Origin of the sequence: Micromonospora sp. NPDC047074, from assembly GCF_040643815.1 — a bacterium.
Classification (GTDB): domain Bacteria; phylum Actinomycetota; class Actinomycetes; order Mycobacteriales; family Micromonosporaceae; genus Micromonospora.
On sequence record NZ_JBEYVB010000010.1, the window covers coordinates 116884 to 136238 of the forward strand.

A 19355-nucleotide genomic window follows, 5' to 3' on the forward strand; every position below is an offset into this window, starting at 1 on the left:
GCGGGCAGCGGGCAGCGCCGCGCGGCGACCGGGCCCGGCGCCCCCGAGCCCGTCGGGACCGGTCGCCCTCGCGTGCGGGCGTAGCCTAGGGCAGGGGTACGACAGTTCAGGCCGGGACGTCGATGAAGTGCTCGACCAGCGGCGGGTTGGCGAAGTGCGGGCCGATCAGCGCCCGCCACTGCGCGAAGCGCTCGGTGGCGCGGAAGTTGTCGTTGTGCGCCTCGACCGAGTCCCACTCGACCAGCAGCACGAAGCGGCTCGGGGACTCGACGCCCCGGGTCATCCGCACCGACCGGCAGCCGGGCGTCCCGGCGAGCACCGGATGCCCCTTGGCGTACGCGGCGGCGAACTCGTCCTCGTGTCCCGGCAGTACGTCGATGAGCGCGACCTCAAGCACCATGCCGGGAGCCTTTCACGCCGTCGCCAGGCTCGGACCCGGCGGGGGTCTGTTCCCGCCGGCCGGACGGATCTAGGGTGGGCGCGCGACAGGGGAGGGGCGCAATGATCGACTGGCTCACCGGCACGGCGTTCACGGTGGCGGGCACCGGCACCACCTGGGCCGAGCTGCTCGGCTTCGCCACCGGCGTGCTCAACGTCTGGCTGGTGGCCCGGCAGCGGATCGCCAACTGGCCGGTCGGCATCGCCAACGTGCTGCTGCTGATGCTGCTGTTCTGGACCGCCGGCCTGTACGCCGACGCCGGCCTCCAGGTGGTCTACGTCGGCCTGGGCCTGTACGGGTGGTGGGCGTGGCTCTACGGCGGCGAGCGGCGTACCCGGCTCGCGGTCAGCCGGACCGGGCACCCGGGAGTGGTGGCTGCTGGCGGCGGCGGGCGTGGCGCTGACCGGGGCGCTCTGGATGCTGCTGGACCGGGCCACCGACTCCACCGTGCCGCTGCCGGACGCGCTGACCACCGCGCTGTCCCTGCTGGCCACGTACGGGCAGACCCGCAAGCGGGTGGAGAGCTGGTGGCTGTGGATCGCCGCCGACCTGGTCTACATCCCGCTGTACGCCTACAAGGGCCTGTACCTCACCGCGGCGCTCTACGTGATCTTCCTCGGGCTGTGCGTGCTCGGGCTGCGCGACTGGCGGGCGGATCTGCGGCGCGGTGCCGTCCCGACGCCGGTGCCGTCCGGTCCGGCCCCGGCGGCGGCATGACCGGGGCGGCCGCCGGCGGGTCCCGGGCAGGAGGCGCCGGGCCGGCGGTGCCGGAGTTCCGGCACGGGATGGTGGTGGGCAAGTTCTATCCGCCGCACGCGGGTCACCACGCGCTGATCGAGGCCGCCGCCGCGCGCTGCGCCGCGGTCACCGTGGTGGTGGCGCCGTCGAGGCGGGAGTCGATCCCGCTCGGACTGCGGCTGGACTGGCTGCGCGAGGCGCACGCGGCCACCCCGTGGGTCCGCTTCGTCGGTCGCTACGACGACCATCCGGTGGACTACGCCGATCCGGCGGTCTGGGACCTGCACTGCGCGGTGTTCCGCGAGGCGCTGGGCGGGGCGCCGGTGGACGCTGTCTTCTCCTCCGAGGCGTACGGCGAGGAACTGGCCCGGCGGTTCGACGCCGTCTCGGTCTGCGTGGATCCGGGGCGGCGCGGCGTGCCGGTGTCGGGAACGGCGGTGCGGGCGGACCCGGCGGGCAACTGGGACCGGCTGAGCCCGCCCGTGCGGGCGTGGTTCGTCCGGCGGGTGGTGGTCGTCGGCGCGGAGTCGACCGGCACCACGACGATGGCCGCTGCCCTCGCCGCGCACTACGGCACCCGCTGGGTCCCCGAGTACGGCCGGGAGCTGACCGCGCGGAAGCTGGCCCGGCTGCGCGAGCGGGATCCGGCGGCCACGGTCTTCGACGTGGTCTGGGACCGCGACGACTTCGCCGAGGTGGTCCGGGACCAGCAGGCGGCGGAGGACGCCGCAGCGAGGTCGTGCGGCCCGCTGCTGTTCTGCGACACGGATGCCCGGGCCACCGCGGTCTGGGAGGAGCGGTACCTCGGGTCGACCTCGGCGCGGGTACGCGGGGCGGCCCGGCGGCCGGCGCTGTACCTGCTGACCGACCACGTCGGGGTGCCGTTCGACGACGACGGGCTGCGCGACGGCGAGCACCTTCGGGCGTGGATGACCGGGCGGTTCCGGGCGGAGCTGGCGAGCTGCGGGGTGCCGGTGGTGGAACTCACCGGCCCGCACCGGCGGCGGCTGGCCCGGGCCGTGGCCGCCTGCGACGCGTTGCTCGCGGCTGGCTGGCCGCTCGCCGATCCGCTGGTGGCCGCGGACCGGTAGCGCCGGTGTTCCGGAACGGGGATGCCACCCCGTCACACTAGCCTCCTAGGAAGCCCTACGGGGTTGGGTGGCCGACAGCAGCCGCCACCCGGCACCGGCCGTCATCGATGCGGCGTGGGAAAGGACACTCACCGCCGGGATGCGACGACTGGCGGCGGTGGGCGAGAATGTCGGACGAGGAGGGGAGTATTCCCCCGCGACGGAGTCGTCAGCACGGTCGACCGCCGAACCTGGCAGCGCGACCCGGCTCCGTCGGTCGCCGCCCCTCCCTCGGGGGACGGCGACGGAAGAGACCTCCGACAGTCACCAGAGTCAGCGCCGCCGGCACACCGCGCCCGTGAAGGGCGTACGGTGTGCCCGTCGTTGCGTGTCTGCCGGAGGAATGAACCTTGGACGTGTCCGGACTGGTCTGGGCGGGGACGCTCGTCGTCCTGACCGGGATCCTGCTCGTGGATCTGCTGATCATCGGTCGGCGGCCACACGAGCCCAGCGTGCGTGAGTCGAGCCTCTGGGTCGGCTTCTACGTCGCCCTGGCCCTGCTCTTCGGTGCCGGTGTCTGGCTGGCCTCGGGGGCCAGCGCGGCCGGGCAGTTCTACACCGGATGGTTGACCGAGTACAGCCTCTCGGTCGACAACCTGTTCGTCTTCGTGATCATCATGGCGCGCTTCGGGGTGCCGCGGCAGTACCAGCAGAAGGTGCTGCTGATCGGCATCGTGCTGGCGTTGATCATGCGCGGCGGTTTCATCGCGGCCGGCGCGGCGCTGATCTCCCAGTTCTCGTTCGTGTTCTACATCTTCGGCGCGTTCCTGATCTACACCGCGATCAACCTGGCCCGGCAGGGTGAGCCGGACGAGGACGAGTTCTCCGAGAACCTGCTGATCCGGTGGAGCCGCAAGGCGCTGCCGATCTCCCGGGACTACGACGGCGCCAGGATGACCACCCACACGGAGAAGGGCAAGCGGATCTTCACGCCGATGCTGATCGTCATGATCGCCATCGGCACCACCGACCTGATCTTCGCGCTCGACTCGATCCCGGCGATCTTCGGCATCACCCAGGAGCCGTACCTGGTCTTCACCGCCAACGTCTTCGCGCTGATGGGGCTGCGGCAGCTCTACTTCCTGCTCGGCGGCCTGCTGAACCGGCTCATCTACCTCAGCTACGGCCTGGCCGTGGTGCTCGGCTTCATCGGCGTCAAGCTGGTGCTGGAGGCCCTGGCGGACAACAAGCTGCCGTTCATCAACGGCGGCGAGCACGTCTCCTGGGCCCCGCACATCCCGATCTGGCTCTCGCTGACGATCATTCTCGGCACCCTCGCCGTGGCGACCGTGGCCAGCCTGATCAAGTCCTCGCGCGACCGGCGCGCGGTGCTGACCGGGGTCGGTCACTGAGGCGTACGCGACGCGACGAGGGGCGCTCCCGGCCGGGAGCGCCCCTCGTGTCGGATCCGGGTCAGACCCGGTGCGCGCCGACCAGGGTCGCGGTGCGCTCGTCGGGCAGCCGCTCCTCCAGCACCCGGCGTTGCACGTAACAGGCGTGCAGCATCCGGCGATCGTCGCCGGGGCGCGGGTCGGCGGTGACGATGCCGATGTGGTGGATCCGGCGCCCGGGGCGGGCGAAGAAGTAGAGGTCGCCGGGGCGTTCCGCGCCCAGCGGCACCGGCGTGGTGGCCGTCGCCTGGTCGCTGGCGTCGCGCGGCAGCAGCACGCCGAGCCGCCGCCAGGCCAGATGGACCAGGCCGGAGCAGTCGATGCCGTACGCCGACACCCCGCCCCAGATGTAGACGATGTCGACCAGTCGCTGGGCGACGGCCAGCACCTCCTCGGCCGTCGGGGGTGTCGTGGGCACCGGTACCGCGTCGTCGCCGGGCAGCCAGAGCGGGTCGGTGTGGCCCGGCGCGCGTACCGGGCGCCAGCCGTCGACGACCGGCCCGGCGGGGGACAGCCGGGTGCCCAGGATGACCCCGGGGAGCACCTCGGCGCCGCCCGGGGTGGCGCGCAGGGTGGTGACGGTGGCATCGACGACCAGCGGGTCGGCGTGGGGGGCGTCGACCCGCGGGGCGCCGTCGCCGTCGCCCACCGGGGCGAGCTGGTCGACGGGCAGCCAGCCGGGGTAGCCGCCCGGGTGCAGTCGGGGGGCCGGCTGCTCGACCGCGACCACGTGCGCCCAGCCGTCCGGGCGCAGCTCGGTGACGAGCACCCGCTCACCGAGCAGCAGCTGGCTCAGCACGCAGTCGCCGACCTGCTGATCGGTGTCCATTCCGGAGATCCACGCCCCGATGTCGGTGGGCGAGGCGAGGGCGGGGCCGTCGACGGGGCGTACGGCCTCGGGGCAGCTCCAGAGGGTCGCGACGGCGACCCTGACCACGGCCTCCCGGCCCGGTTGCAGCTCCACGTCCACCCCCAGCTCGCGCCGAAATGTCCCCTCCGACCATATGAAAATTTCCGTCACGCATCAACCATCAGTCTGCATCTTTGCTTCAGTCACCGACGTGATGCCCAGGCCCGGCGCGTCCGGCAGCACGACGGTCGGGCCGTCGTACCGGAGGCCGCCGCGCACCGGTGACCAGGCCAGCCACCAGGCGGCGTCCAGGTCGGCCACGGCCGTGGTGCCGTAGGCGGCGACGAGGCTCGCGGCGGCGCCGATGCCCACCTCGCTCTCCATCATCGACCCGACGACGGTGCCGAGCCCGTGTGCGGCGGCCAGCTCCAGCAGGGTCCGGGCGGGGTGCAGGCCGCCACACTTGGCGAGCTTGACGTTGACCATGTCCGCGGCCCGGCGGCGGATGACCTCGACCAGGTCGCGGGTGCCGAAGACCGCCTCGTCGGCGAGGATCGGCACGTCCACCCGGTCGCTGACCCAGGCCAGCCCGTCCAGGTCCCAGCGGGGGACGGGCTGCTCGACGAGTTCCACGTCCAGCCCGGCGTCCTCGACGCCACGGATCACCCGGACCGCCTCGCGCGGGGTCCAGCCCTGGTTGGCGTCGAGCCGGATGCGTACCCCGTCGCCCACGGCGGCCCGCACGGCGCGGACCCGGTCCAGGTCGCCGGCGGCGTCCGTGCCCACCTTCAGCTTGAGCACGCCGAAGCCCTCCGACCGCCGCTGCCGGGCCGCCGCCGCCAGGTCCACGGCGTCGCCGGCCGCGAGCGTGACGTCCGTCGGCACCCGCAGGGCGGTGCCCCCGAGCAGCCGCACCAGCGGTACGCCGAGCCGCCGGGCCGCCAGGTCGTGCAGCGCGACGTCGACGGCCGCCTTGGCCGCCTCGTTGCCGACGACGACGCGTTGCACCTCGGTGCAGCGGGCCACCAGGTCGTCGGCGTCGCGACCGGTGAGCGCCGGGCCGATCAGCTCGCGGACGCACGCCTCGGAGCCGGCGACCGAGGCCCCGGTCACCTGCCACACCTGGGGCGCCTCGCCGTAGCCGGACCGGCCGTCGGCGTCCACCACCTCCACCACCAGGGTCTCCACGGTGGTGGTGCGGCGCAGCGCGGTGACGAACGGGGTGTGTAAGGGGGCGGAGAGCCGGTGGGTGCGTACCGCGGCGATCGTCATGTGCGGCACCCTATACGGACACGGGCAGGCGAAGGGGAGGCCGGCATGAGCGAGCGTAGCGAGCGAATCATCCAACGCGGGCCTGATGGCGGCGCGGAGCGGAGCGGAGTGCCGGCATGAGCGAGCGTAGTTGGGAGTTGGTGGGGGCGCCGAACGCGCGGGACCTGGGCGGGCTGGTCGGTTTCGACGGCCGGCGGGTGCGTCCGGGGGTGCTGATCCGTACCCCGGCGTTGGGGCGGCTGACCGACGAGGACCTGCCGGTGCTGGCCAAGCTCGGCCCGGCGTGCGTGGTCGACCTGCGGGACCACTCGGAGATGGTGGTCGCTCCGCCGGACCGGTTGTCCGGCGAGCCGCGGGTCGTGCACCTGCCGGTGCACGACGCCGAACACCCCGTCTTCACGTACGTCTCGGCGGTGCTGCTCGGTCACGACCTGGGCGCGTACGCGGCTTTGGCGGAGCAGGGCACGCCGGGGGCGATGGCGGCGATCTACCGGTGGTTCGTCACGGGGGAGTCGGCGCGGGAGAGTTTCGGCGCGGCGGTGCGGCTGGCGGCGGAGGCGGAGAACCTGCCGCTGGTCTACCACTGCTCGGCGGGGAAGGACCGCACCGGCTGGCTGACGGTGCTGCTGCTGAGCGCGCTCGGCGTGGCGGAGGACGCGATCCGGGCGGACTACCTGGCCAACAACCGGCTGACCGAGAGCCTGCGGGCGGTCATCCTGGAGGCGATGCGACGCCGGCAGCCGGGAATGGACGTCGAGGTGGTGCGCCCGGTGCTGGAGGTGCGCCCGGAGTACCTGGACGCCGCGTACGAGGAGGTGCACCGGGTGCACGGGTCGTTCGGGGCGTACCTGCGCGACGGGCTCGGGGTGACCGACGACGTCCTGGTGGCGCTGCGGGCCCACCTGCTGGAGTGACGGCTCTACAGGTCGTGCCGGGCGGCCCAGGCGGCGGTGGAGACGTCCGCGATGAGCCGGCAGGCGTCGTCGTCCTCCTCGCCGGAGGCGCCGCCGTCGGCGAGGTCGGTGGTGGTGCAGACGACGACCGCGTACGGTGGCGCGTCGTCGGGGAAGACCACCCCCGCGCCGTGCCGCACGCCGCGTACCCAGCCGTTCTTGTGCGCGATGCGGGTGCCCTCGGGCAGCCCGGCGGCCAGGTCCTCGCGGTGCTCCTGCGCGAACAGCACGTCGAGCATGGCGGCGCAGCCGGCCGGCGTGGCGAGCGGGCCGGGGGCGTCCGCGCCGGCGGCCAGCGCGCCGAGCAGGGCGGCCAGGTCGGCGGCGGTGACGAGGTTGGTGACGCCCGCGTCGCGGGCCGCGAAGTCCTCGATGCCCCGGCCGGTCACGCTGTGCCGGGCTCCGGCGAGCGCCCACACCCGGGCCACCGCCGGTAGGCCGACGTGGCCGATGACCAGGTTGGTGGCGAGGTTGCTGGAGCGGACGATCATCCGCTCGGCGAGCCACCGCAGCGGCGCGTTGCCGCCGACGCGCTCCCAGACCGCCTCGTCGTTGTCGTAGTGCCGCGCGCAGGCGAACCGGGGGGCGCCGGGCTGCGCCGAGTCGAACTCGTTGCGTACCGGCACCGGGGCGTCCAGGTCGAGGGCGCCGGCCTCGGCGGCGCGGTGCAGTGCGACGAGCACGGCGGCCTTCATGGTGCTGGCCGCGTAGTGGGTCGCGTCGGCCCGCCGGGTCCAGGTGGGGGCGGCGCCGACCCGTCCCACGTACGCCGACACGGTGCCGGGCACCCCGTCCAGGTGGGCGTCGAGCGCGTCCCAGGTCATGTGGCTGACCGTAGCGGATCGTCGACGGGGCGGCGGGGCGGGGCGATCGGCCGTACCGTGCGGGGATGACGGTTGCCGCCTACGACGCGCACGCCGACTGGTACGAGGCGTTCGCCACCGACACGTCCAGCGACTACATGGACCGGGTCCGCGGCCAGCTCCGTGACCTGCTGGGCCCCGGCCCCGGCCGCTGCCTCGACCTGTGCTGCGGCACCGGCCTCCAGGCGGCGGAGCTGCGCCGGCTGGGTTGGCAGCCGGTCGGGGTCGACCTGTCCGGCGGGCAGTTGCGGCATGCCCGTCCGCGCCTGCCGGTGGCCCGCGCAGACGCGGCGGCGCTGCCCGTCGCCGACGCCTCGGTGCCGGCGGTGGCGTGCGTGCTGGCTCACACCGACGTGCCCGACTACGCGGCGGTGGTCGCCGAGGCCGCGCGGGTGCTCGCGCCCGGCGGGCGGTTCGTCCACGTGGGGGTGCACCCGTGTTTCGTCGGGGCGTTCGCCGACCGGTCCGATCCGGCGCGGATCGTGGTCGACGGCGGCTACGCCGACCGGGAGCGCAGCTTCCGGGCCTGGTCGCCGCACGGGGTGCGGGTGCGCGTCGGCGCCTGGCACGTCCCGATGGCCGGCCTGCTCAACGCGGTCACCGATGCCGGCCTGACGCTGGTCCGCACCGCCGAGGCGGGGTCCGGCCGGGTGCCCGACCTGTTCGCCTTCCTCGCCACCCGCCCCGCCTGAGGTCTTCACCGACGCCCGTCGCGGGGCGCCCCGACGGGCGGAGCCCGGACCGCGTGGCGCGGTCCGGGCTCCGGGGAGGCTGCCGTCGTACGTCAGCCGGCGTGCTTGCGGCGGGCGGCGGCCCGGCCGCGTGCCGTCTGGTCGAGCACCACCTTGCGGATGCGCACCGCGGCCGGGGTCACCTCGACGCACTCGTCCTCGCGGCAGAACTCGAGGGCCTGCTCCAGCGACAGCTTGCGCGGCGGGATCAGCTTCTCGGTCTCGTCGGACGTCGACGCCCGCATGTTGGTGAGCTTCTTCTCCTTGGTGATGTTGACGTCCATGTCGTCGGAGCGGGAGTTCTCGCCGACGATCATGCCCTCGTACACCTCGGTGCCCGGCTCGACGAAGAGCTGGCCGCGCTCCTGGAGGTTGATCATCGCGAAGGCGGTGACCGCGCCGGAGCGGTCGGCGACCAGGGAACCGTTGTTGCGGGTGCGCAGCTCGCCGAACCACGGCTCGTACGACTCGAAGACGTGGTGCAGGATGCCGGTGCCCCGGGTGTCGGTGAGGAACTCGGTGCGGAAGCCGATCAGGCCGCGGGCCGGCACCAGCCACTCCATCCGGATCCAGCCGGTGCCGTGGTTGACCAGTTGCTCCATCCGGCCCTTGCGGGTCGCCAGCAGCTGGGTGATCGCGCCGAGGTACTCCTCCGGGGCGTCGATGGTGAGCCGCTCGACCGGCTCGCAGGTCTTCCCGTCGATCTCCCGGGTGACCACCTGCGGCTTGCCCACGGTCAGCTCGTAGGACTCGCGGCGCATCTGCTCCACCAGGATGGCCAGCGCCAGCTCACCACGGCCCTGCACCTCCCACGCGTCGGGGCGCTCGGTGGGCAGCACCCGCAGCGACACGTTGCCGATCAGTTCCTTGTCGAGCCGGTCCTTGACCATCCGGGCGGTGACCTTGGCGCCCTTGACCCGGCCGACGAGCGGCGAGTTGTTGGTGCCGATGGTCATCGAGATGGCGGGCTCGTCGACGGTGATCAGCGGCAGCGGCTGCGGGTTCTCCGCGTCGGCCAGGGTCTCCCCGATCATGATCTCGGGGATGCCGGCGACCGCGATGATGTCGCCCGGTCCGGCCGAGTCGGCCGGCTTGCGCTCCAGGCCCTCGGTCATCAGCAGTTCGGAGATGCGGACCCGCTGGGTGCTGCCGTCGGTGCGGCACCACGCCACGGTCTGGCCCTTGCTGATGGTGCCCTGCCGCACCCGGCACAGCGCCAGCCGGCCGAGGAACGGGGAGGCGTCGAGGTTGGTGACGTGCGCCTGCAGCGGCGCGTCCTGCTCGTACGCGGGCGGCGGGATCGTGTCGAGCAGGGTGCGGAACAGCGGCTCCAGGCTGTGGCTGTCGTCGGGGACCGCGCCGTCGGCGGGCTGCGTCAGCGAGGCGATGCCGTCGCGGGCGCAGGCGTAGACGATCGGGAAGTCGATCTGCTCCTCGTCGGCGTCCAGGTCGAGGAAGAGCTCGTAGGTGTCGTCCACGACCTCCTTGATCCGGGCGTCGGGGCGGTCCACCTTGTTGATCACCAGGATGATCGGCATGCGGGCCTTGAGCGCCTTGCGGAGCACGAACCGGGTCTGCGGCAGCGGGCCCTCGCTGGCGTCGACCAGCAGCACCACCCCGTCGACCATGGTCAGGCCGCGTTCCACCTCGCCGCCGAAGTCGGCGTGGCCGGGCGTGTCGATGATGTTGATGGTCACCGGGTCGGCGCCATCGGCCGGCACGTACCGCACGCCGGTGTTCTTGGCCAGGATGGTGATGCCCTTTTCCCGTTCGAGGTCCATCGAGTCCATGACCCGCTCGGTTACCTCGCCGCGGGCGCCGTAGGCGCCGGCCTGCCGCAACATGGCGTCGACCAGGGTCGTCTTGCCGTGGTCGACGTGGGCGATGATGGCGACGTTGCGGAGGTCGGTGCGAAGCTGCATACCCTCCATACTCCTGTCTGCGGTTGCCGGGGCACGCGTCGGGGGTATCCCCCCGGATAGCCCGGATCTCTGCCGAAACTGATGTCCCGACCGTTTCCACGCCTGGCATGCTGAGCCCGTGAGATTCGGGGCCCGATGCATGACCTGCTGACTTCGCTGCAGGGCCTGCCGTCCCTGCTGATCTATGTGATCGCCGCGATTGTCGTCGCGGGGGAGACCGCTGTGATCTTCGGTCTGCTGGTGCCGGGAGAGGCGACCCTGCTGCTGGTCGGCTTCCTAGCGTACGCGGGGACGCTGCGGCTCGTACCGGCGCTGCTGGTGATGATCGTTGCAGCCGTGATCGGCGACACACTCGCGTTCCGGGCGGGCCGGCGGTACGGGCCTCGGCTGCGTGCCGGCCGGCTGGGTGCCCGGGTGGGACACCAGCGGTGGAGCAGGGCGGACGCGATGCTCGCCCGGCTGGGCGGGCGCGGGGTGTTCACCGCCCGCTGGGTGGCCTTCGCCCGCACCCTGGTGCCGCGGCTGGCCGGGGCGGCCGGGATGCCGTACCGGCGGTTCGCGCCGTGGAACCTGGCCGGGGTGGTGACCTGGGTGGGCGGCTCGGTGCTCGTCGGCTACCTGGCCGGTGAGTCGTACGAGACGGTGTCCCGGCTGCTCGGGCGGGCCACCGGCGCGGTGCTGGTGCTGGTGGCCGCGCTGGTGGCGGTGGTGCTGGCGGGGCGGTGGCTGGGCCGCAACCCGGATCCGGCCCGGTCGCTGGCGTCCCGGGCCGCGGGGCTGCGGCCGGTGCGCTGGCTCAGCGGCCGGTACGGGGTGCTGTTCTTCCTGCTCTCCATGCACGTCGGGCCGGCGTGGACGCTGCTGATCAACCTGGTCGCCGGCCTGCTGCTGCTCTTCGTGGCCGGGCTGGCCATCGCCTGGGTGCTCGGTGCGGTGGTCCGGCACAGCGGGCTGGCGGTGCTCGACGGCGCGATCGCCGGCTGGTTCGCCGACCGGCGTACGCCCGGGGCGGTCGACGTCACGCTCGCGGTGGTCTCGGCGCTGCGCGGATCGTCCCTGATCGCGTTGGTGGCGCTCGTGGCCGCGGTGCTGGCCTGGCGGCACCGGCCCTGGCGGGCGGACCTGCTCAGCGTGGTCGGCACGGTCGGGGCGTTCGTGCCGCTCGTGGTGCTCGCCGTGGTGGTCGACCTGGCCGGGCCGCCGGCCGGCGGCCCGGCCGGCGGGGAAGGCGCCCCGTTCCCGACGCAGAACGCCGTCGTGGCGGCCAGCCTCTGCACCCTGGCCTGGCTGCTGTCCCGAGGGGCGCGCTGGCCGGTGGCGGTGGCCGCCTGGACGGCCACGGCGGCGGGGGTGGTGGGCATCGTCGGCGCCCGCCTCTACCTGGGGCTGAGCACCGCCAGCGGCAGCGCCACGGCGGTGCTGCTCGGGGTGGCCTGGACGGCGTTGTTCATGGTCGCCTGGGCCACCCGCGACCGGGCGGTCGGCGGCGACGCGGCGGCACCCGAACCGGTGGCGGTCCGCGCCGACGCCTGACGGCAAGGGGCCGTGCCGACGCCGGCACGGCCCCGTCCCCGTCAGGTGGTCACTCCTTGGCGGGCACCGCTTCCTGGCGCCTCGCCGCGCTGTCGCCGTCCCCGGCGGCCCGGCGCGCGATCCGGCCCGGCCACCAGAAGCGGTCGCCGAGCGTGAACGCCAGCGCCGGCACGAGGACCGTCCGGACGAGCAGGGTGTCCAGCAGGACGCCGATGCAGACGATGATCCCGATCTGGGTGAGCAGGATCAGCGGCAGGACGCCGAGGACGGCGAAGACCGCGGCGAGCAGGATGCCGGCGCTCGTGATGACGCCGCCGGTGACCCGCAGGGCCGAGAGCATGCCGTTGCGGGTGCCGGTCCGCCGGGCGTCCTCGCGGGCCCGGGTGACGAGGAAGATGTTGTAGTCCACGCCGAGCGCCACCAGGAACACGAAGGCGAGCAGGAGCACGCCGCTGTCGAGCGCCGGCATGCCGAGCACGTGCTCGAAGAGCAGCCACGACGCGCCGATGCTGGCGAAGTACGACGCGATCACGGTGAGCACCAGCAGCACCGGGGCGACCAGGCCGCGCAGGAGCAGCACCAGGACCCCGCCGACGAGCAGCAGGATGATCGGCATGATCAGCCGCAGGTCCTTGCCGTTGGCCTCGTTCTCGTCGTAGGTGGCGGCGACGGCGCCGCCGACCACCGCTCCGTCGAACGCGGGTGCGCCCTCGACGGCGGGCGGGGCGGATCCGGGAACCGCCACGACCGCGTCCCGCAGTGCCTCGACGGCCCGGTTCGCGGCCGTGGTGCCCGGCTCGGCCTCCAGCACGACGTCGACCTGGGCGACCTGTGCGCCCGCCTCGCCGGGCCGCGCGGAGGCGACGCCGGGCACGGCCGCGGCGGCGGCCGTGACGGCCTGCGCCGCCGAGGGGGTGGTGAGCACGGCGACCGGCTGGGTCGTGCCGGCGGGGAAGGACCGGGCGAGGGTCTCCGCACCGGCGACCGCCTCCGGCTTGACCCGGAACTGCTCGGTCTCCGACAGGCCGGTGTTTATGCCGAGGCCACCGAGGCTGAGCCCGGCGAGCAGCAGCGTCGCGAGCAACGCGACGGGCACGGGGCGACGCTCCACGGCGGCGCCGAGGCGGCCCCACAGCCGGCCCTCGCGTACCTCGCCGCCGACGCGGGGCACGAACGGCCAGAACAGGCCGCGGCCGAAGATCACCAGTGCCGCCGGGAGGACGAACAGCGCCGAGAGCATGGCGAGCACGACGCCCGTCGCGCAGGCCACGGCGAGGGAGCGGTTGAGTTCCTGCTCGGACAGCAGCAGGGTGAGCACGCCCAGGACGACGGTGGAGCCGCTGGCGATGATCGGTTCGGCGGTCCGTCGCACCGCGGCCCGCATCGCCACGAAGCGGTCCTCCTCGCGGCGCAGTTCCTCGCGGTAGCGGGCGATGAGCAGCAGCGCGTAGTCGGTGGCGGCGCCGAAGACGAGGACGCTGGCGATGCCGGTGACGGCGCCGCCGGGCAGGTTGAGGCCGAACGCGGGGACGACCGTGTCGAGGGCGCGCAGGGTGAGTTGCTCCGTCGCCGCGACGACGGCGAGCGGCACGATCCAGAGGAACGGGCTGCGGTAGGTGACGAGCAGCAGCAGCGCCACGACGGCGGCGGTGACGGCGAGCAACGTGGTGTCGGCGCCGTCGAAGACCTTCGTGAGGTCGGTGGCGAACGCGGGCCCGCCGGTCACCTCCACGGTGAGCGCCTCGGGCACGTCGTCCAGGGAGGTGCGGAGCTGGTCGATCCGGTTCGCTACCTCCTCCTGCCCCCCGGCGGTGGACAGCGGCACGGCGAGGAGCGCGACGGTGCCGTCCGGGGAGACCTGCGGCGGGCTGATCCGGCCACCGACGGCGAACTGGCCGAGGTCGCCGGACCGGCCGGTGAGAGTCGCGCGGTCGGCTTCGGTGAGCGGGCCGCCGTCGGTGCGGCTGACGACGACGATGGCGGGCTGGACATCACGCGAGGGCAGTTGGTCCTGGAGCCGCTCCACCTGGGTCGACTGCCACTCGACGGACAGGCCGGTGGACGACACGGGTGCCGGGTTGTCGGGCTTGGGCAGCCCGAAGACGACCGCGCCGAAGACGATCGCGGCGACCACGGTGAGCCACGCGGCGAGCCGTCCGCGCGCCACGCGGGTGAACACTGACATCGGATGCCCTCTCGACGGGTTTCCCTCGACGCACTCAGCCTCACGACCGATGCAAAATGCCGAAGGCCAAGTATCTTGATAAACGAGATTATCGGCTGGTGAGTTATGCTGCAAACCGAGGGACGGCGGGAGGAAGCGACCGAGTTGACAGGCCACGGCATGTACCGACGGCGCGACACGCCCCGCGCGCGGCTGATCGCCGAGATCTCGGCCGAGCTGCGCCGATACTCGGTCGACGCGCAGCACATCGGGCACGCCTTCGCCGGCCTGCACGGGCTCAACGCCACCGACCTGCAGGCGCTGATCGCGGTGATGGACGCCGAGCTGTTCGGCCAGCCGATCACCCCCGGCCGCCTCGGTGAGCAGCTCAACCTGTCGTCGGGCTCGGTGACCGCCCTGATCGACCGGCTGGAGCGCGCCGGGCACATCCGCCGCGACCGCGACACCGCCGACCGGCGCAAGGTCTTCCTGCACTACGCCGAGCGGGGCGCCCTGCTCGCCAAGGACTTCTTCCGCCCCCTCGGCCGCCGCACCGACGAGGTGATGGCCGGCTTCAGCGACGACGAGCTGGCGGTGGTGCACCGCTTCATGGTCGCGATGACCACCTCGATGGGGGAGCACCGCGACGCGGTCCGCGCCGCCCGCGACGAGCCGGCCCGACGCGCGAACGGCTGACGTCGTGCTGGATCGGCTGGCGGCCCGCCTCGCCACCGTCGCGCTGCGGTTGCCACCCCCACGCACCCGCCGGGTCACCCTCACCCGGGGTGTCCCGGTGCGGGTCCGCGACGGCGTCTGCCTGCGTACCGACCACTACGCCCCGGACCTGCCCGGCGCGCCCACCGTGCTGATCCGCACCCCGTACGGGCGGGGCGGGCCGATGCGGCTGCTCGGCCGGATCGCCGCCGAACGCGGCTTCCACGTGGTGATCCAGTCCTGCCGCGGCACGTTCGGCTCGGGCGGCACGTTCGCCCCGCTGCTGCACGAGCGCGAGGACGGCCTGGACACCCTCGACTGGCTGCGCCGCCAACCCTGGTGGTCCGGCGCGTTCGGCATGTTCGGCGCCAGCTATCAGGGCTTCGTGCAGTGGGCCCTCGCGGCCGACGCGGGGGAGGGGCTGCGGGCGATGGTCGCGGTCGCGACCGCCTCGGGCACCCGCGACTCGACGTACGCCGGGGAGTCCTTCGCCCTGGACACGGTGCTCACCTGGGCCGAGCTGCTCCAGGCGCAGACCGTGCCGTGGCTGGCCCGGCAGTGGGAGCTCAAGCGCGGGCAGCCCCGGCTGGTCGCGGCGCTGGCGCACCTGCCGCTGGTCGAGGCCGACCGGGTCGCCACCGGCGTCACCGTCCCGTTCTTCCAGGAGTGGCTGCGCCACCACACCCCGGACGCCGACTACTGGCGCCCCCGCGTCTTCGGCGACCGGATCGCCGAGGTCCGCGCGCCGCTGGCGATGGTCAGCGGCTGGCACGACATCTTCCTGCCGGCCCAGTTGCGTGACTTCGCGGCGCTCCGCGCGGCCGGCGCCCACCCCCGGCTGACCGTCGGCCCGTGGACCCACGGCAGCCCCGGTCTCTTCGTCGCCGCCCTGCGCGACGGCCTGGACCACCTCGAAGAGCACCTGGCCGGGCGGCGTCCCCCGGGACCGGTCCGCGCCGGGCGGCGGGAGTCGGCCCCGGTACGCGTGCACGTCGGCGGCGCCGGTGGCGGCTGGCGGGACCTGCCGGACTGGCCGCCGCCGGCGGTGCCGACACCCTGGCACCTGCACCCGGCAGGTGGACTGAGCACCGCGGCGCCGGTCCCGTCGGCGCCCGAGCGTTTCCACTACGACCCGGCCGACCCGACGCCCTCGCTCGGCGGCCCGCTGCTCGTCGCCCAGCGGGCCGGGCCCGTGGACAACCGCCCGATCGAGGCCCGGCCCGACGTGCTCACCTTCACCGGCGCCCCGCTCGACGCGCCCGTCGAGGTGATCGGCCCGGTACGCGCCGAGATCCACCTGCGCAGCGAACTGTCCCACCTGGACGTCTTCGTGCGACTGTGCGACGTGGACCGGCGGGGCCGGTCCTGGAACGTCTGCGACGGGCTGGTCCGGGTCACGCCCGACCGGTTCGCCGCCGACGCGGCGGGCGTGGTGCGCGTACCGGTGGAACTCTGGCCCACGGCGCACCGGTTCGCTCCCGGCCACCGCCTGCGGGTGCAGGTCTCCGGGGGTGCCCACCCGCGCTACGCGCGCAACCCCGGCACCGGGGAACCTCTCGGCACCGCCGTCACCCTGCGTGCTGGGTGGCGGGAGGTCCTGCATGACCCGCAGTCTCCGTCCGCAGTGGTCCTGCCGATCGTGCCGCAGCCCATACAGCTGCCTCACAGCCGAAAATAACCCCTCTGAACTGGGCATTTATTCATCGACGGGGTTATCGTTGGGGTAACGCCCGACGCTGTGCACCACTCGGTCGGGCCCGCACGTGAGGCTCTCACACCGCCTACGCGGTGTCACGGTCGTGCCCGGCCCCCGACCATCCGCAAGGGGGAATCCCATGACGCGGGCACCGGCAAATCTGCTGGCCGTGCGCCGGCTGCTGCTCGACCACCTCGACATCGACCCCGACAGGTCCCGTGGTCAGGACCTCGAATCCGCCGAGGTCGGCATCGTCGGCGACCCGGCCCACCGGGGCGGCTACCACTGCGGCTCCGACCGGGTGCTGCCCCGGGACTACTCGGTCGTCGAGTCCTCCCGGGACTCGACCGGCCTGACCCTCGACGCGGCCGCGCTCGACGTCGGTCAGTTCGAGGTCCGCAGCGGCGGCCGTACGCACGACCTGCGCAGCTTCTCCACCTGGTGCGTGGCGCAGTGCGTCGCCGGCACCTCGGACAGTCGCGACATCCGGGAGATCATCTACTCCCCGGACGGCAAGGTGGTCCGGCGGTGGGACCGGCTGCGCAAACGGACCAGCGGCGACAAGTCGCACCTGTGGCACACCCACATCAGCTTCTTCCGCGACTCGATCAAGGCGAAACGCGACCAGACCCCGCTGTTCCGCCGCTACCTGACCGGCATCGGACTCATCGAGGGAGACGACGACATGGACCGTGGAGAGTTCCTCGGGCACTTCAAGGCCGCACTGGCCGATCCGGGCGTCGTGCCGCTGCTGCGGGCGATGCCGTGGCAGTACGTCGGCGGCGGTATCCCCACCGGCATGTCCACGCTCAAGGTGTTGAACGAGACACTCGCGCTCAGCCGGGTGACCGCCGCGCAGACCGGCGTCGACCAGGTCGACGAGGCCGCCATCATCGCCGGGGTGATCGCTGGCCTGGACCCGGCCACCCTGGCCCAGCGCATCGCCGCGGCGCTGCCCGCCGATCAGGCGAAGCAGGTCGCCGACGAACTGGCCCGCCGACTGGCCGCCTGACGGCGACCGACAGTCCGGCAACAGCAGTTCGGGCCGCTACGGCGGCGACGGGACCGGCCCGTCGCGCCGGAGCCGCTCTGAAACGCGCTGCGGCGGCGGCCGTCGACCGGCCGCCGCCACCGGCACGGATCTACAGAGGACGGACGTTGTCCGCCTGCGGACCCTTCTGCCCCTGGGTCACCTCGAACTCGACCTTCTGGCCCTCGTTCAGCTCCCGGTAACCGCTCGTCGCGATGGCCGAGTAGTGGACGAAGACGTCCGGCCCTCCGCCGTCCTGCTCGATGAAGCCGAAGCCCTTTTCCGAGTTGAACCACTTAACCGTGCCGGTTGCCATGCATCTCTCCCTGTTCCAAAGCAGGTGACCTCGGTCCTCGACCGAAAGATCGCCCGATACCACCCCGACAGTAACCGGCCGGACCCCGATCTGCTGCCTGAAGTGCCGCAGGCGGCGAGTTGAAAATCACGGGCACGGTGTGCGAAAGCGGTGCGGTGACCGGTGCGCTGGGGCATGCTTGCGCCGGTGGGGGGTACCGCAGCCGTCGCGCTGACCGAGCTGGAGCGGGAAATCGACGCTCCGGGCGGCGGGCTGGACCGGCTCCGGCTGGTGTCGATCCCGTTCGTCCCGGAGGTCCGGCTGCACCTGGCCGAGGACGCCATAGTCTGGTGGGCCCGGATGGAGGCGCACGCCGGGCACGCCCTGCCCCCGCCCTACTGGGCCTCGGTCTGGGCCGGTGGCCAGGCGCTCGCCCGCCACCTGCTGGACCACCCCGAACTCGCGGCCGGCCGCCGGGTGCTCGACCTCGCCGCCGGGTCCGGCGTGGTGGCGATCGCCGCCGCGCTCGCCGGCGCCGACCGGGTGGTGGCCAACGACATCGACCCGTACGCGGCCGCGGCGGTCACCGTCAACGCCCGCGCCAACCGGGTGACGGTCGCGGCCACCGACCACGACCTGCTCGACTCCGATCCCGACGGGGTGGACCTGCTGGTGGCCGGGGACGTGTTCTACGACAGGGAACTGGCGGCGCGGGTGCTGCCCTTCCTGCGGCGGGCCGCCGCGACGGGTGCCGACGTGCTGGTCGGCGATCCCGGGCGGGGACACCTGCCGCGCGACGTGCTGGCCGCGGTGACGAGCTACCCCGTGCCGACCACCGAGCCCTCCGTCGACTCGTCCGTGCGCCGGGTGCAGGTGCTGCGTCCCCGGTGACCCCGAGGTCTCAGGGTGCACCCCTAGCAAGATCCCAGGGGGTGGTGGGGGAACGGACCCGATGCCCGGGGTGGCCGGGCGGCCCTAGCGTACGGGGCATGGCGGATTGGCTGGCCCAGGTCGGGGAGTTGCCCACCACCCTGCTCATGGGGGTGCTCGGGGTGGTGATGCTCTTCGACGCCGTACCGTTGCTCGGGGTGCTGGTCCCCGGCGACGTGGCGATCCTGGCCGCGATGGGGGTCGGCGGTCCGGGCACCGGGGCCGCCACCTTCGCCGTCGTGGTGACCGGCTGCCTCGCCGGCTGGTCACTGAGCTTCCTCGCCGGTCGGCGGTACGGTGACCGGCTGCGGCGCAGCCGGTTCGGCGACTGGGTCGGCGAGGAGCGCTGGGCGGCGGCGGAGGCGATCCTCCGGCGCGGGGGCGGCCGGATGGTGCTGGTCGCGCCGTTCCTGCCGGTGTTCAACGCGTTGCTGCCGCTGGCGGCGGGCGGGCTGCGGATGTCGTACCCGCGCTTCCTCGGCTGCGCGACGCTCGGCGCGACGGCCTGGGCCAGCCTCTACCTGGTGCTGGCCACGGTGTCGCGGTCGCTGACCGGGCTGCTGCCGGGGGAGTCCAGCCCGATGCTGGTCACCATGGCGGTCGGCCTCGTGCTGGCGGGTGCGGTGCTGATGGGCACCCGACGCCGGCTGCGCGCGGTCACCGGGGCCTGACCCGCGCCGGCCGGGGGGTGGACGCGGTCGACG

The 19355-nt window shown here is 73.6% G+C and carries 18 protein-coding genes and 1 pseudogene; 12 read left to right on the forward strand and 7 right to left on the reverse strand.

The features are described 5' to 3' along the window. Nucleotides 1–106: 106 nt before the first annotated feature. Nucleotides 107–400, reverse strand: coding sequence for an antibiotic biosynthesis monooxygenase (locus ABZ809_RS15890; RefSeq protein WP_357563229.1), 294 nt, complete (start codon nucleotides 398–400; stop codon nucleotides 107–109). 101 nt (nucleotides 401–501) lie between these two features. Here ABZ809_RS15890 and ABZ809_RS15895 point away from each other — a divergent pair. From ABZ809_RS15895 to ABZ809_RS15910, 4 genes and pseudogenes are all read left to right on the forward strand, one after another. Continuing rightward, nucleotides 502–738, forward strand: a pseudogene (locus ABZ809_RS15895) (nicotinamide mononucleotide transporter family protein); the annotation flags it as partial. Between the two features lie 94 nt (nucleotides 739–832). Then, entirely contained in the window at nucleotides 833–1156 is a 324-nt protein-coding gene (locus tag ABZ809_RS15900; RefSeq protein ID WP_357563313.1) for a nicotinamide mononucleotide transporter family protein, read from the forward strand. Then, nucleotides 1153–2268: an AAA family ATPase gene (locus ABZ809_RS15905; RefSeq protein ID WP_357563314.1), complete on the forward strand. Its 1116-nt coding sequence runs from the start codon at nucleotides 1153–1155 to the stop codon at nucleotides 2266–2268. Before ABZ809_RS15900 ends, ABZ809_RS15905 begins: the two co-directional genes overlap by 4 nt. A 389-nt stretch (nucleotides 2269–2657) precedes the next feature. Beyond that, nucleotides 2658–3659: a TerC family protein gene (locus tag ABZ809_RS15910; RefSeq protein WP_357563230.1), complete on the forward strand. Its 1002-nt coding sequence runs from the start codon at nucleotides 2658–2660 to the stop codon at nucleotides 3657–3659. 61 nt (nucleotides 3660–3720) lie between these two features. Here ABZ809_RS15910 and ABZ809_RS15915 read toward each other — a convergent pair whose 3' ends face one another. Both ABZ809_RS15915 and ABZ809_RS15920 read right to left on the reverse strand, forming a co-directional pair. Beyond that, entirely contained in the window at nucleotides 3721–4719 is a 999-nt protein-coding gene (locus ABZ809_RS15915; RefSeq protein WP_357563231.1) for an NlpC/P60 family protein, read from the reverse strand. Between the two features lie 3 nt (nucleotides 4720–4722). Next, complete coding sequence (locus ABZ809_RS15920; protein ID WP_357563232.1) at nucleotides 4723–5820, reverse strand: dipeptide epimerase; 1098 nt, start codon at nucleotides 5818–5820, stop codon at nucleotides 4723–4725. Nucleotides 5821–5936: 116 nt separating this feature from the next. Between ABZ809_RS15920 and ABZ809_RS15925 the strand changes: the two genes are divergently transcribed. Then, complete coding sequence (locus ABZ809_RS15925; RefSeq protein WP_357563233.1) at nucleotides 5937–6734, forward strand: tyrosine-protein phosphatase; 798 nt, start codon at nucleotides 5937–5939, stop codon at nucleotides 6732–6734. Nucleotides 6735–6739: 5 nt separating this feature from the next. Here the strand turns inward: ABZ809_RS15925 and ABZ809_RS15930 are convergent, their stop codons facing one another. Continuing rightward, a complete protein-coding gene (locus ABZ809_RS15930; protein WP_357563234.1) occupies nucleotides 6740–7597 on the reverse strand; it encodes a serine hydrolase in 858 nt (285 codons plus the stop codon). A gap of 65 nt (nucleotides 7598–7662) precedes the next feature. On the opposite strand from ABZ809_RS15930, the gene ABZ809_RS15935 reads away from it, so the two are divergent. Continuing rightward, nucleotides 7663–8328, forward strand: a complete 666-nt coding sequence (locus ABZ809_RS15935) for a methyltransferase domain-containing protein (RefSeq protein WP_357563235.1) — start codon at nucleotides 7663–7665, stop codon at nucleotides 8326–8328. Nucleotides 8329–8420: 92 nt separating this feature from the next. On the opposite strand, the gene typA is transcribed toward ABZ809_RS15935, so the two are convergent. Next, on the reverse strand, nucleotides 8421–10289 hold the full coding sequence (typA, locus tag ABZ809_RS15940; RefSeq protein ID WP_357563236.1) for a translational GTPase TypA: 1869 nt from the start codon (nucleotides 10287–10289) through the stop codon (nucleotides 8421–8423). Between the two features lie 135 nt (nucleotides 10290–10424). On the opposite strand from typA, the gene ABZ809_RS15945 reads away from it, so the two are divergent. Then, nucleotides 10425–11822 carry a DedA family protein gene (locus ABZ809_RS15945; protein ID WP_357563237.1) on the forward strand — a complete coding sequence of 466 codons (1398 nt, stop codon included), beginning with the start codon at nucleotides 10425–10427 and terminating at the stop codon, nucleotides 11820–11822. 49 nt (nucleotides 11823–11871) lie between these two features. Here the strand turns inward: ABZ809_RS15945 and ABZ809_RS15950 are convergent, their stop codons facing one another. Next, nucleotides 11872–14007 carry an MMPL family transporter gene (locus ABZ809_RS15950; protein ID WP_357563238.1) on the reverse strand — a complete coding sequence of 712 codons (2136 nt, stop codon included), beginning with the start codon at nucleotides 14005–14007 and terminating at the stop codon, nucleotides 11872–11874. Between the two features lie 159 nt (nucleotides 14008–14166). On the opposite strand from ABZ809_RS15950, the gene ABZ809_RS15955 reads away from it, so the two are divergent. From ABZ809_RS15955 to ABZ809_RS15965, 3 genes are all read left to right on the forward strand, one after another. Continuing rightward, entirely contained in the window at nucleotides 14167–14682 is a 516-nt protein-coding gene (locus ABZ809_RS15955) for a MarR family transcriptional regulator (protein WP_357563239.1), read from the forward strand. Between the two features lie 4 nt (nucleotides 14683–14686). Further along, on the forward strand, nucleotides 14687–16378 hold the full coding sequence (locus tag ABZ809_RS15960) for a CocE/NonD family hydrolase (protein ID WP_357563240.1): 1692 nt from the start codon (nucleotides 14687–14689) through the stop codon (nucleotides 16376–16378). A gap of 157 nt (nucleotides 16379–16535) precedes the next feature. Then, the gene (locus tag ABZ809_RS15965) at nucleotides 16536–17408 is read left to right on the forward strand and encodes a hypothetical protein (RefSeq protein WP_357563241.1); all 873 of its coding nucleotides are present in this window, start codon (nucleotides 16536–16538) and stop codon (nucleotides 17406–17408) included. Between the two features lie 130 nt (nucleotides 17409–17538). On the opposite strand, the gene ABZ809_RS15970 is transcribed toward ABZ809_RS15965, so the two are convergent. Next, the gene (locus tag ABZ809_RS15970; RefSeq protein WP_088983014.1) at nucleotides 17539–17742 is read right to left on the reverse strand and encodes a cold-shock protein; all 204 of its coding nucleotides are present in this window, start codon (nucleotides 17740–17742) and stop codon (nucleotides 17539–17541) included. Nucleotides 17743–17916: 174 nt separating this feature from the next. Between ABZ809_RS15970 and ABZ809_RS15975 the strand changes: the two genes are divergently transcribed. Continuing rightward, nucleotides 17917–18612 carry a 50S ribosomal protein L11 methyltransferase gene (locus tag ABZ809_RS15975; RefSeq protein ID WP_357563242.1) on the forward strand — a complete coding sequence of 232 codons (696 nt, stop codon included), beginning with the start codon at nucleotides 17917–17919 and terminating at the stop codon, nucleotides 18610–18612. Nucleotides 18613–18710: 98 nt separating this feature from the next. Then, on the forward strand, nucleotides 18711–19322 hold the full coding sequence (locus tag ABZ809_RS15980) for a VTT domain-containing protein (RefSeq protein ID WP_357563243.1): 612 nt from the start codon (nucleotides 18711–18713) through the stop codon (nucleotides 19320–19322). Nucleotides 19323–19355 lie beyond the last annotated feature (33 nt).

Bases quoted from the DNA above. Each gene is read 5' to 3' on its own strand.
- ABZ809_RS15890 (WP_357563229.1), bottom strand. From the start codon at position 400: ATGGTGCTTGAGGTCGCGCTCATCGACGTACTGCCGGGACACGAGGAC.
- ABZ809_RS15905 (WP_357563314.1), top strand. From the start codon at position 1,153: ATGACCGGGGCGGCCGCCGGCGGGTCCCGGGCAGGAGGCGCCGGGCCG.
- ABZ809_RS15920 (WP_357563232.1), bottom strand. From the start codon at position 5,820: ATGACGATCGCCGCGGTACGCACCCACCGGCTCTCCGCCCCCTTACAC.
- ABZ809_RS15925 (WP_357563233.1), top strand. From the start codon at position 5,937: ATGAGCGAGCGTAGTTGGGAGTTGGTGGGGGCGCCGAACGCGCGGGAC.
- ABZ809_RS15930 (WP_357563234.1), bottom strand. From the start codon at position 7,597: ATGACCTGGGACGCGCTCGACGCCCACCTGGACGGGGTGCCCGGCACC.
- ABZ809_RS15935 (WP_357563235.1), top strand. From the start codon at position 7,663: ATGACGGTTGCCGCCTACGACGCGCACGCCGACTGGTACGAGGCGTTC.
- typA (WP_357563236.1), bottom strand. From the start codon at position 10,289: ATGCAGCTTCGCACCGACCTCCGCAACGTCGCCATCATCGCCCACGTC.
- ABZ809_RS15945 (WP_357563237.1), top strand. From the start codon at position 10,425: ATGCATGACCTGCTGACTTCGCTGCAGGGCCTGCCGTCCCTGCTGATC.
- ABZ809_RS15950 (WP_357563238.1), bottom strand. From the start codon at position 14,007: ATGTCAGTGTTCACCCGCGTGGCGCGCGGACGGCTCGCCGCGTGGCTC.
- ABZ809_RS15955 (WP_357563239.1), top strand. From the start codon at position 14,167: ATGTACCGACGGCGCGACACGCCCCGCGCGCGGCTGATCGCCGAGATC.
- ABZ809_RS15965 (WP_357563241.1), top strand. From the start codon at position 16,536: ATGACGCGGGCACCGGCAAATCTGCTGGCCGTGCGCCGGCTGCTGCTC.
- ABZ809_RS15970 (WP_088983014.1), bottom strand. From the start codon at position 17,742: ATGGCAACCGGCACGGTTAAGTGGTTCAACTCGGAAAAGGGCTTCGGC.
- ABZ809_RS15975 (WP_357563242.1), top strand. From the start codon at position 17,917: ATGCTTGCGCCGGTGGGGGGTACCGCAGCCGTCGCGCTGACCGAGCTG.
- ABZ809_RS15980 (WP_357563243.1), top strand. From the start codon at position 18,711: ATGGCGGATTGGCTGGCCCAGGTCGGGGAGTTGCCCACCACCCTGCTC.